This window comes from Betaproteobacteria bacterium (assembly GCA_016709965.1).
Taxonomy (GTDB): Bacteria; Pseudomonadota; Gammaproteobacteria; order Burkholderiales; family Rhodocyclaceae; genus Azonexus; species Azonexus amarohabitans.
Window position 1 is genome coordinate 113986 of the sequence record JADJLT010000004.1, and the last position, 13154, is coordinate 127139.

General features: G+C 58.7%; 3 protein-coding genes. 1 reads left to right on the forward strand and 2 read right to left on the reverse strand.

The features are described from left to right. Positions 1-75: 75 nt before the first annotated feature. On the forward strand, positions 76-8880 hold the full coding sequence (locus tag IPJ12_14295) for a cyclic beta 1-2 glucan synthetase (protein MBK7648290.1): 8805 nt from the start codon (positions 76-78) through the stop codon (positions 8878-8880). Here the strand turns inward: IPJ12_14295 and IPJ12_14300 are convergent. Further along, positions 8873-10657 (reverse strand): response regulator, encoded by a 1785-nt coding sequence (locus tag IPJ12_14300; protein ID MBK7648291.1) that lies wholly within the window; start codon positions 10655-10657, stop codon positions 8873-8875. The genes IPJ12_14295 and IPJ12_14300 overlap by 8 nt on opposite strands. Next, positions 10657-13152: a PAS domain-containing protein gene (locus tag IPJ12_14305; protein MBK7648292.1), complete on the reverse strand. Its 2496-nt coding sequence runs from the start codon at positions 13150-13152 to the stop codon at positions 10657-10659. The genes IPJ12_14300 and IPJ12_14305 overlap by 1 nt, the downstream gene beginning before the upstream one ends. Positions 13153-13154 lie beyond the last annotated feature (2 nt).

Here is a 13154-nt window from a genome sequence, read left to right on the forward strand (position 1 = left end):
TGTTGGGATTGGATCAGGCGGCAGGATCGATGTACTCAATCTCACGATGCGCAAACATCGTGAGATTTTTTGCTTATGGGAAGGCGATTCAATTTGAAATCCGGCCAATCGTTTGTTGAGTACCTTCGCAAACTGGGAAGCAGCTTTAACGATAGCGACCAGACATCCACACCGCCAGGTGAAGAAGCCCCGATGCGGGCGGCCTTGTACAGCGCCGATCAAATGGCGCAGCACGGCAAGGCACTCGCCGCAGAGCACCGGCTCGCCACCGGCAGTATCACGGACCGTCTGCTTGGTCGTCTGGCCGACAACGAAAATACGCTGGTCGATGTTTGTCGCCAACTGACTTCCGTCGCCATTGAAAAACGCAGGGTTACCCCGGCCGGCGAATGGCTGCTCGATAATTTTTACCTGATCGAGGAGCAGATTCGCACGGCCAAGCGGCATTTGCCCAAAGGCTACAGCCGCGAGTTGCCACGCTTGGGCAGTGGGCCGTCGACCGGGCATCCGCGGGTTTACGATATCGCGCTGGAAACCGTCGCGCATGGTGACGGGCGGGTTGATCCAGAAACACTGGGCCGCTTCGTCGCCGCCTATCAAACTGTCACGGAACTCCGTTTGGGCGAGTTGTGGGCGATACCTATCATGCTGCGCCTGGCTGTGATTGAGAACCTGCGCCGGGTTGGCGTACACATCGCCACTGGCTGGGATGAGCGCAACCTGGCCGAATTGTGGGCGGACCGGATGATCGAGGCCGCCGAGCATGATCCGAAGAACCTGATCCTGACTATCGCCGACATGGCACGCTCAAAGCCGCCGATGGTCAGCGCCTTTGTCGCCGAACTGGCGCGTCGGCTGCAGGGGCGAGGCCCGTCGCTGGCTTTGCCGCTGACCTGGATCGAACAACATCTGGCTGAATCCGGCCAGAGCATCGCCCGGATGGTGCAGACCGAGAACCAGTTGCAGGCAGCCGACCAGGTGTCGATCAGCAACAGCATTGGTAGCCTGCGTGTCATCGGGGCGATGGATTGGCAGAGCTTTGTCGAAACCCATAGTATCGTCGAGCAGATGCTGCTTGATGATCCTGGCGGCATTTATGGGGCGATGGATTTCGCGACGCGCGACCGCTATCGCCATGCGACCGAAGCGATTGCCCGCAAGAGCCATCTATCCGAAGGCGCACTGGCTACCCGGGTAGTTGAGCTGGCACGTGGCGCTGCCCTGGCCGGCGTAGATGAGCCGGCCGGACACGTTGGTTATTACCTGATTGGCCGCGGTTTGCCACAGCTGGAAGACGCAATCGGGGTTTTTCACTCCTTCCCGGAGAGCATGTGCCGGGCGGCGGCTAGACTGCCACTGACGATCTACCTTGGCGGTATTGCGGTCATCGCCGGCCTGCTTTCAAGCAGCCTGCTCATTCGGTCCATGGCGGTCGGTTTACCGCTGTGGGCGATAATTTTGCTTGGTCTGGTCGCTATGGTGGCGACCAGCCAACTGGCCGTTTCGTTGATGAACTGGCTGGCCAGCCTGCTGGTGGCGCCGCATCCGCTGCCAAAAATGGATTTCTCCGAGGGCATCCCGCCTGCCTGGAGAGCGCTGGTGGTGGTGCCAACCATGTTGACCAGTGCGGCCGGCATCGACAGCTTGATCGAGGCGCTGGAGGTCAGGTTCCTGGCCAATCGCGATCCCAGTCTGCACTTTGCATTGCTCACCGATTTTCTCGATGCCGGACAGGAGTCCTTACCGGGAGATGCAGCCCTGATGCAGTTGGCGGCTGAAAAGATCGACGCACTGAATTTGAAATATGGGCAAAAAATCGGGTCGACCGTAGCAAGCATCTTTTTCCTGTTCCATCGGCCGCGCCGCTGGAATGCGCAGGAACGCGTGTGGATGGGCTACGAGCGTAAGCGCGGCAAGCTGGCCGATCTGAATTCGCTGCTGATGAGTGGCATGCGCGACGGCTTTTCGCTGATCGTTGGCGATACTGCTGCGCTGGCCGGGACGCGCTATGTCATCACTCTGGATACCGATACCCAGTTGCCGCGCGATACGGCGCGGCAGTTTGTTGGAACGATGGCGCATCCGCTCAACCACCCCCGTTTTGACGACAAGCTGCAGCGTGTTGTCAGCGGCTACGGCATTCTACAGCCGCGCGTTTCGGTCAGCCTGCCGGGCACCAATCGCTCGCTGCTCGCCCGCCTGTATGGCGGCGAACCGGGTATCGATCCGTACACCCGCGCCGTCTCCGATGTTTATCAGGATGTCTTTGGCGAGGGCTCGTTTACCGGCAAGGGCATTTACGATATCGCGGCTTTTGAACGTGCGCTGGGGCGCTGTTTCCCGGAAAACCGCATTCTCAGCCACGACCTGCTCGAAGGTTGCTACGCCCGGGCCGGCCTGCTCAGCGATGTGCAGCTATACGAAGATTGCCCGGCCAGTTACCGGGCTGACGTCATTCGTCGTCAGCGCTGGCTGCGTGGCGATTGGCAACTGGCCAGCTGGTTGTTCCGGCGGGTGCCAGGCGAGGGCATGTGCCGGCATAAGAATCCGCTATCGACGCTATCGCAGTGGAAACTGATCGACAACCTGCGGCGCAGTCTCGTACCGGCTGCGCTGAGCGTACTTTTGGTGCTTGGTTGGACGGTGCTGGCGCCTGTCGCCTGGTGGACGCTGTCGATACTCGGCATCCTGATCGTGCCACCGATTTTTGCCGCCTTGCTCGATGCCATCCGCCAGCCCGATGAAATCCTGCTGCGCCAGCATCTGGCCGCCGTGGCCAGCTCGGCCTGGCGCCATTTCCGACAGCTTGGTTTCGAACTGGCCTGTCTGCCTTACGAAGCATTTTTCAGCCTCGGCGCCATCATTCGCACGACCTGGCGGCTGTTGGTATCACATCGTCGCCTGCTCGAATGGAACCCATCGAGCGAGGTCGAACGCCAGTTGGCCGGACGCCCCCGTAGCGAACTGGCCGATTCTCTGCGAAGTATGTGGCTTGGCCCATTGCTGGCCATCGCGCTTGGCGCCTGGCTGTTTGTCGCCAATCCGGAAATATTGGACATCGCCGGTCCAGTCCTGATGCTCTGGTTTGCCTCGCCCTTCCTGGCCTGGTGGCTCAGTCGCCCGCTGGCTGCGCACAAGGCGCGCCTGAGCGCCGAACAAGGCTTGTTCCTGCGCCGGATTGCCCGACGCACCTGGGCTTTCTTTGACCATTTCGTCGGCCCGAACGACAACTGGATGGCACCGGACAATTATCAGGAGTACCGGGTCGCTGCCATCGCCCACCGCACCTCGCCGACCAATATGGGGCTCACCCTGCTGGCCAACCTGAGTGCCTGGGATTTCGGCTACATCCCGACCGGCAAACTGCTTGAGCGTACTGCCAACACGCTGCGCACCATGCTCGGTCTGGAGCGTTGCCGCGGCCATTTCTACAACTGGTACGACACGCAGACCCTGCAAGCCTTGCCCTTGCTCTATATATCGACGGTCGACAGCGGAAATCTGGCCGGGCACCTGTTAACCCTGCGTGGCGGCCTGCTCGAACTGGCCGACGCACCCATATTGCAGCCGCGATTGCTGGCTGGCCTGAACGATACGCTCGGCCTGCTCGCCGAAACGGCCGACGATGCGGTTGCCGATTCGCTGTCCACCCTGCGTCAGGCGCTGGATACCGCGCTGCTCAATCCGCCGCAGACCGTGGTGGCGATGGCTGGCCTGCTGCAGCAGCTGGGCGAGGGCGCCGACAAATTGCTGGCCGAGGTAGACGCCAGCCGCTTGCCGGTTGATGACGTCCTGCCTGACAGCGAGTCGGCTGAATGGGCTCAGGCGCTCGTCGGCCAACTGGCCGAATCGCGCGCCGAACTGGAACAGCTGGCGCCCTGGTTGAGCCTGCCACCACCCCCCGCCGGGCTGGAAGTCTTTGCCCGGATCGCCAACGAAGCCGACCTGCCGACGCTACGTAGTCTGGCCAGGCTGGCGACCGAACGCTGCCCCGATATCGAGACTCACCTCGCCACGGACCTGAATGCCGACCAACGCGCCTGGCTGGTGGAACTTTCGCACCAGATCGTTCTGGCCGGCAATGTCGCCACCCAACGAATCGCCCACATTGACGCGCTCGCCGAGCAATCCGGAGAGTTGGCGCAGATGGATTACGGTTTCCTGTTCGACAAGACGCGACATCTGCTAAGCATTGGCTACAACGTCACCGAGCACCGGGTCGATTGCAGTTACTACGATCTGCTCGCCTCGGAAGCCCGGCTGTGCAACTTTGTCGCCATCGCTCAGGGACAATTGCCCCAGGAAAGCTGGTTTTCACTCGGCCGTCTGCTGACTGGCACCGGCGGCGAACCAGCCTTGCTGTCATGGAGCGGCTCGATGTTCGAGTACTTGATGCCGATGCTGGTCATGCCCACCTACGAAAACACCTTGCTCGACCAGACCTGCAAGGCGGCAGTAGCAAGGCAGATCGAATATGGCAAACAGCGCAGGGTGCCGTGGGGGGTTTCCGAGTCGGGTTACAACACCGTCGATCTGCACCTCAACTATCAGTACCGTGCTTTTGGCGTGCCTGGGCTGGGCTTGAAGCGTGGCTTGGCCGAAGATCTGGTTATCGCACCGTATGCCACGGCGCTGGCCTTGATGGTGGCGCCAGAAGCGGCCTGCCTCAATCTGCAGCGCATGGCTGACCAAGGCTTTGTCGGTAAATATGGCTTCTTCGAAGCCATCGATTACACGCCTGTTCGCCAGCGACGTGGCCAATCACATGTCGTTGTGCGTTCCTTCATGGCCCACCATCAGGGCATGAGTCTGCTGGCCCTGTCTTACCTTCTGCTCAATCAGCCGATGCAGCGGCGCTTTGTTGCTGATCGCCTGTTTCAGGCCGTCCTGCTGTTGCTTCAGGAACGTATTCCCAAAGCCACGACGCTATTCGCGCACACGGCTGAGCTGGCCGATGTACGTTTGGGGGCGGAAGCCGAAATATCGCCCATCCGCGTCTTCACCACCCCGGATACGCCGGTACCGGAAGTTCAGTTGCTATCGAATGGCCGCTACCACGTCATGGTGACCAATGCCGGCGGTGGCTACAGCCGCTGGAACGAACTGGCCATCACCCGCTGGCGCGAAGACGGCACCCGCGATAATTGGGGTAATTTCTGCTACATCCGCGACCTGCCCAGCAGCACCGTCTGGTCCACCACTTTCCAGCCGACACTCAAACGTCCGGATCACTACGAGGCGATCTTCTCCGAAGGACGCGCCGAATTCCGTCGGCGCGATTCCTTGAACAGTGGGGAAGGGGTGTTCGAAACCTATACCGATATCGTCGTATCGCCAGAGGACGATATCGAACTGCGCCGGACCAAGATCACCAATCTTTCGCGCCAGCGCCGCGAGATCGAAGTCACCAGCTACGCCGAGGTGGTTATCGCGCCGTCAGCGGCCGATGAGCTGCACCCCGCTTTCAGTAACCTGTTTGTGCAGAGCGAGATTCTGCACGGGCAAAATGCCGTGCTGTGCATGCGTCGACCGCGTTCGCTTGACGAGCAGGCGCCGACGATGCTGCACCTGATGGCCGTTCATGATGCCAAGTCGCTGGCCGTTTCGGCTGAAACGGATCGTTCGCGCTTCATCGGGCGAACTCGCAGCGCGGCCAATCCGCTGGCCATGGAGCAAGCTGGCCAGCTGTCCGGGTCCGAGGGCTCGGTGCTCGATCCCATCGTCGCCATTCGCCATCGCATTGTGCTTGAGCCGGAGCAGTCGGTAACCATCGATATGGTGACGGGCATCGCTGAAACCCGCGCCGTGGCACTTGATCTGGTCGAGAAGTATCAGGATCGGCATCTGGCCGACCGCGTTTTCGAATTGACCTGGACGCATAGCCAGGTCGTTCTCCGCCAGCTCAATGCCAGCGAGGCCGACGCCCAGCTTTACGCGCGCCTGGCCGGTTCGATCATTCATGCCAACGCCTCGCTGCGCGCCGATGCCTCGGTGCTGATCCGCAACCAGCGCGGCCAGTCCGGCCTCTGGGGCTACGCCATTTCCGGCGACCTGCCTATTGTTTTGCTGCAAATCGGTGATGCCGCCAATATCGATCTGGTTCGCCAACTGGTGCAGGCCCATGCCTATTGGCGCCTGAAAGGGCTGGTCGTCGATCTGGTGATCTGGAACGAAGACCACGCCAGCTACCGGCAACGGTTGCAGGATCAGATCATGGGGCTGATCGCCCTGGGCGTTGAAACCAGCATCATCGACCGGCCGGGTGGTATTTTTGTGCGTCTGGCGGAACAGATTTCGAGCGAGGACCGCGTCCTGCTGCAATCCGTGGCGCGTGCCGTGATCGCCGATAGCAGGGGCTCGCTGGCCGAACAACTCGACCTGCGGCCGCCGCCTGAGTCGCACGTGCCGCTTCTCCAGCCGAGCCGGCGCTATCGTCCTGAAGCGCCATCCGCGGCCAGCGTCAGCGGTGCTGATCTGCAGTTCTACAACGGGCTGGGCGGCTTTTCAGCTGATGGTCGGGAATACGTGATTAATCTGGCCCAGGGCCATCCGACGCCGGCGCCTTGGGCCAATGTGATGGCCAACCCACAGTTCGGTACGGTGATTTCGGAAAGCGGCAGCGCCTACACCTGGAGCGAAAATGCCCACGAATTTCGCCTGACGCCCTGGCACAACGATCCGATCAGCGATGCCGGTGGCGAGACCATTTACCTGCGCGACGAGGAAACCGGTCACGTCTGGTCGCCGACGCCCTTGCCGGCGCCAGGCGCCATGCCCTACGAAATTCGTCACGGCTTTGGCGTCAGCATTTTCGAAACGGCGGTCGGCGGGATTCGCTCGGAACTCAAGGTCTACGTCGCCATCGACGCCGCCGTTAAATTCTCGATTCTGAAATTGACCAATATTTCCGGTCGACCGCGGAAGATCTCGGCAACGGGCTATGTTGAATGGGTTTTGGGCGATTTGCGGGCCAAGTCGGCGATGCACGTTACCACCGAAGTCGCTTCCGGCAGTGGTGCGCTATTGGGGCGCAATCCCTACAGCCCGGAGTTCTCGGGTCGGGTTGCCTTTTTCGATGTCGATGAAACTAACCACACATTAACTGGCGACCGCAACGAATTCATCGGGCGCAACGGCACGCCGCAGAATCCGGCTGCATTGAAACGGGCTCGCCTGTCCGGCAAGGTCGGTGCCGGCCTCGACCCCTGTGGCGCCATTCAGGTCAGCTTTGAACTGGCCGATAGTGAGACACGCGATATTGTTTTCCGCCTCGGTGTCGGCCACAGTGCCGATGATGCCGAGCGTTTGGTCCAGCGCTTCCGTGGCCCGCTGGCGGCGCGCCAGGCACTCGAAGCCGTCGAGGAGTTCTGGGCTCAGTCACTCGGCGCCGTGCAGGTCGAGACACCCGACCCGGCGCTCGATGTCATGGTCAATGGCTGGCTGGTCTATCAGACGCTGGCGTGCCGGATCTGGGCGCGCAGTGGCTACTATCAGTCCGGCGGTGCTTTTGGCTTCCGCGACCAGTTGCAGGACATGATGGCGCTGATTCATGCCGAACCGGCGCTGGTCCGCGAACATTTGCTACGCTGCGCCGGGCGCCAATTTGCCGAGGGCGATGCCCAGCACTGGTGGCACCCGCCGTCCGGCCGTGGCGTTCGTACCCGTTGTTCGGATGACTATTTGTGGTTACCGCTGGTTACCTGCCGTTATGTGCAGACAACCGGTGACACAGGTGTGCTGGATGAAAGCACTTCTTTCCTCGATGGTCGCCCGGTTAGCCCGCAAGACGACTCCTACTACGATCTGCCTGTGTTCAGCATTGAATCGGGCAGCTTGTACGAACATTGCGTCCGTGCCATCCGTCACGGATTGCGTTTTGGCAGCCACGGCCTACCGCTGATGGGTTCCGGCGACTGGAACGACGGCATGAACCGGGTTGGTATTGAGGGGCGGGGCGAGAGCATCTGGCTCGGCTTCTTCCTCCATGAAGTGCTGAAACGCTTTAGCGAGGTGGCAACAACTCGGGGAGATTCCGAATTCGCCGAATTCTGCCTTGGCGAGGCGGCCCGGCTGCATCAGAACATTGAAGATCAGGGCTGGGATGGCGCCTGGTATCGTCGCGCGTATTTCGATGATGGTACGCCGCTTGGTTCGAGTAGCAGCGCAGAGTGCCGGATCGACTCAATCTCCCAGAGCTGGTCGGTATTGTCAGGCGTCGCCAGTGCTTCGCGCGGGCAAATGGCCATGCAGGCTGTCGACGAGCATCTCGTTCATCGTCAGATCGGGCTGGTTCAACTACTTGATCCGCCCTTCGACCGCTCGCCTCTTGATCCCGGCTATATCCGCGGCTACGTCCCGGGAGTTCGGGAAAACGGTGGACAATACACGCATGCCGCGATCTGGGCGGCCATGGCCTTTGCCGCGCTCGGCGACAAGGATCGGGCCTGGGAACTGGCTTCGATGATCAATCCGATCAACCACACGCGTTCGGAAAATGCCGTAGCGACCTACAAGGCCGAGCCTTACGTAATGGCTGCTGATGTCTATGCACTGGCACCGCACACCGGCCGTGGCGGCTGGTCGTGGTATTCCGGTTCGGCCGGCTGGATGTACAGGCTGCTCGTCGAATCCCTGATTGGCTTGCGGTTGGAAGGCGGCAGATTACACTTGTCACCCTGCCTACCGGCGAACTGGCCTGGATTCAAGATACGCTACCGCTATCGGACAACGGTTTATCGCATTGCAGTCGCACAAACCAAAGCTGGACCAGGCAGCTTCGTCGTTGATGGCATTGAACAAGCGGACTGTGTGATTCAGTTGGTGGATGACCAAGCCGAGCATCAGGTCATGATCGCAATCAGTCAGGACGTGGCTATTTGATCGGTTGCAACGCTTCCAGCCACTTTACAAGGGTGTCAAAAAGTATTTCGGGTTCCACGGGCTTTGCGATGAAATCGTCCATGCCGGCATCGATACAGCGTTGAATGTCTTCGATAAACGCATTGGCGGTCATGGCCAGAATCGGGGTTTTCATGTGTTTTGCCTGTTGCCGAAGGGCCTTGGTAGCGGTCAGGCCGTCCATGACCGGCATCTGCATGTCCATCAGGATAAGATCGTAGTCATGGGTGGCGGCAATATCGATGGCCTGGGCACCGTTGTTCGCTACATCGACCAGTAAGCCGATGTCTTCCTGCAAGATTGCCAGCATCACTTCCTGGATGACTTGATCATCTTCAACGAGCAGGATGCGCTTGTTACGATGCCTTGTTTTCAAGATGCTTTCGGCATCGGGCTTTGCCGGTTTTGCCTCGAAATAAGCTGGCGCAGAAACTTCAACGCCGCGCTGCAAGGGGATAGTGAAGGAAAAGGTACTTCCACTACCCAGTGTGCTGCTTACCTCCAGTTTGCCGTGCATGAGCTCTACCAGTCGTCTTGAAATACTCAAACCAAGCCCGGTACCACCGTACTGTCGGGTCGTGGAGGCATCTACCTGCTCGAAAGGCATGAAGACCCGAGCCAAGGCATCGGCAGGTATGCCACAACCAGAGTCCTGCACGGTGAAACGGAGAACCATTTCCTTGTTGTTCACAGTATCCAGGACAACCCTGAGTTCGATCAATCCGCACTCGGTAAATTTGACTGCATTGCTTAACAGGTTCAGCAAGATCTGCTTGAGGTGCAAGGGGTCGCCAATCAGCTCGCATTCGCGCAGTTCAGGTGCCATGCTTATCCGGAACACCAGATTTTTGGCCTCGATTTTATCGATAACGAGGCTGCTGACCTCTGCCAGCAGTATGTCGAGCTTGAATGGCATTTGCTCGATCAAGAGCTGTTCCGCATCAATTTTTGAAAGATCGAGGATGTCGTTGATGATTCCCAGGAGATGTTTGGCTGCGACGTCAATTTTTTCAAGTTGAGCATTCTGTTGAATATTCAGCCCGGAGCGCCGCATCAGATGCACCATGCCCAAGATAGCGCTCATTGGCGTCCTGATTTCATGGCTCATGTTGGCAAGAAACGTCGCTTTGGCTCGGTTGGCTGTTTCGGCTGCTCTTGTGGCAGCAGCCAGTTTTTCGCCCCGAATGGCCAGTGAAGCGAGCGCTGCATCCGAAGCATGCTGGCGACTTAGATCGGTAACGACCAGTCGGCATTCCTGACGATCCTCATCGGCAACACCCTCCATGAAAACATGGATGGGAGCTGACTCCACCCTGCCGGGCAGGGTCAGGTTGCAGGACTCCAGTCGGCCCAGCGAGAAAATGTGGTTGATGAATTCCTTGTAGGCGTGCAGCGAATCATGCGCGATGAATCGTGATAGATGACAGCGATTCAGTGCCAGAAATGGCGTGCCCAGGAGCTTTCTGGCCATAACGTTGGATTTGGTAATACAACCATTGCGATCAAGGGTTAAATAAGCGATAGGTGCCAGATCATAAAGTTCAGTCAGTTGCTCAAGATTCCGGGATATTTCCGACTGAGCCTCGATCAGCTCACGATTTTGCATTTCGAGCTCAACCTGATGGACTTGAAGTTCGTGCAGCAGTCGCATCTGGTCTCCCTGAAGTATGGCCGCCTGCTTGTCTCCTGGCTTGGCATCAAGCTGTTCTTCGGCTCTGAGCCGCAGTTCGGCGATGGCGATGGGTTCGGTGGCTGTCATTAATCTTCCCGGATCGCCAAGGTTGTCGTATTGCCAGACCTTACTGCCCGGAGTTCCGCTTCGAGGCGTTTCGCTTCGCTGATATCGATGAAGGTAATTACCACGCCATCGATTACATTTTCCAGCGTCCGGTAAGGCATGATGCGGACGATGTACCAGTGCCCATCGTTACTGGTGATCTGTTTTTCGGAGAAAACCAGCGTTCGCAATACCTCCTGCGCATCGTCCTGCAATTCGGGGTAGTCGAGTTTGTGGACGATATCGGCCAGCGGTCGCCCGATATCGCTCGAAATGAACTTGAAAATGTGGGTCGCCTGGCTGGTAAAGCGCCGTACATGCAGTCTGTTGTCGATAAAAACAGTGGCAATGTCGGTGCTGTTCAGCAGGTTCTTCATGTCATTGCTGGTCGCCGACCATTCATCGACTTTTGACTGGAGTTCGGCGTTGACCGTCTGCATTTCCTCGCGAATGCTCTGAACTGATTCCCGCTCTTTGAGCAGTGCCTGTTCCAGTTCGACGACCCTGGCGTCGGGCTGGTGTTTGCCTATGCGGCGCTTGGGCACTGTTTTTGCGGCAGCAACATCAGAGAAAACAATCATCGCCATGCCGTGAAGAGGGCCGGGTTCGTCAATGGGGTGAACGGTCAGGTTGACACGCGGTGCTTCAGCGTTGCCTTCGATCATCAGATTTTGTACGACGATAGTTTCGAAAGTACGTAGCGCTTTCGGCAGGGCGAGAATCAGTTCCTGACGTAAACCATCCCGGGCCATGGCGTGAATATTCCAGTTGGCCTTGCCGGCCGCTGGTTCGAGGTATTTTCCGGTTCGACCACTGATAAAAAGCACGTCTCCTTCGGCGTTGGTCAGCACGGCGGCCGGCGAGAATTTCTGCAGTAGCAGTTGGTCGGCAAGGGTCTGCAAATTGGCGGGTGGCATGTGTGGTGATGGCATCAGCGTAAGGTTGGGAGAATTGTCAGTATGGCGGATTGGAAAGTCGACATCGATTGCTCTCAGCTTCGCGTCTTCCCGGCGATAGATTCGCGCCTTGGCTTCCAGCGGGGAAAAAAACTCGCCAAAATTTCCGATGCTTTCTGCCGAGCCCAGGAAAAGGGTGCCACCGGGTTTCAGGCTGTAGTGAAAGAGCGGAAATAGTTTTTTTTGCAGGTCGGCGCCCAGATAAATCAGCAAATTCCGACAGGTCAGGATATCCAGCCGGGTAAAGGGCGGATCCATCGTCACATTGTGCGGCGCGAAGACGATCATCTGCCGGATCTCTTGGCAGATACGAAAGCGGCCATTGTCTTCAACGAAAAACCGCGCCAGACGCTCCGGGGATACGACGCTGGCGATGCTCGGCGGGTAGAAACCCTGTCGTGCCTTGGCGATCGCATCTGCATCGAGGTCGGTTGCGAAAATCTGCAAGTCGACCCGATTGGCTGGTTTGGCGACATCGAGGGCCTCGCGGAAGATCATGGCCAGCGTATAAGCCTCTTCACCACTCGAGCATCCGGCGACCCAGGCGCGCAGCAGATTGTCTTGTGCGCTTGTGCGAATCAAATCCGGCAACACTTCTTCCTGCAGATAAGCCCAGGCGGCGGGATCGCGAAAGAAACTGGTGACACCGATCAGCAATTCCTTGAAGAGCAGGTCGACTTCCTGCGGGTTGGTTTGCAGGAAACTGACGTAGTCGGCTATTCCGGTTAGCCGATGGATGCCCATGCGGCGTTCAACTCGCCGGTAAATCGTGCTTTTCTTGTAGAGCGAAAAATCGTGCCCGGTCTTGCTTCGCAACAGGATGCAGATTTTTTCGAAGGCGGAACTTTTCGCCTCACTTTCCGGTTCCGAAAAAATATCGGGTTCCATATGGTGAGGCGGGTGTTGCCGGCGACTGAGAATCAGTCTGGCCAAGTCGCCCGGCGGGGCAACAATGTCCGCCAGGCGGGCATCAATTGCGCTATGCGGCATGGCGTCAAACTTGGCTGTAGAGGGCTCCTGGACAAGTGTCAGGCCGCCGCGTTCGCGGATCGTTCGCAGACCTCGCGTGCCATCCGAACCCATGCCGGAAAGAATGATGCCGATGGCCTGCTCGTGCCGGTCATCGGCGAGACTGCAGAGAAAGGAATCGATCGGCAAACGCAAGCCCCGTGGCGCGGCTGGATCGAGAAGATAAAGGGTGTCGTGGAGGATCGAGAGATCCTTGTTGGGAGGGATGACATATACACGGTCCGGCTTGATCTTCATCCGGTTTCCCGCCTGCGTGACCACCATGGGGGTGGCGCGCTGCAGGAGTTCCGGGAGCATGCCGTGGCGGCTGGGGTCGAGGTGCTGGATAACCACAAAAGCCATGCCACTATTGGCTGGGACGCCGACCAGAAATTGCTCAAGTGCTTCCAGCCCTCCGGCTGATGCACCTATGCCGATGATTGGAAAAAGCTGTTCATCAGGAACAGCAGAAGGAGTGGTGGGGGAACGCCCGGCGTTCCCTAAGGACGACATTT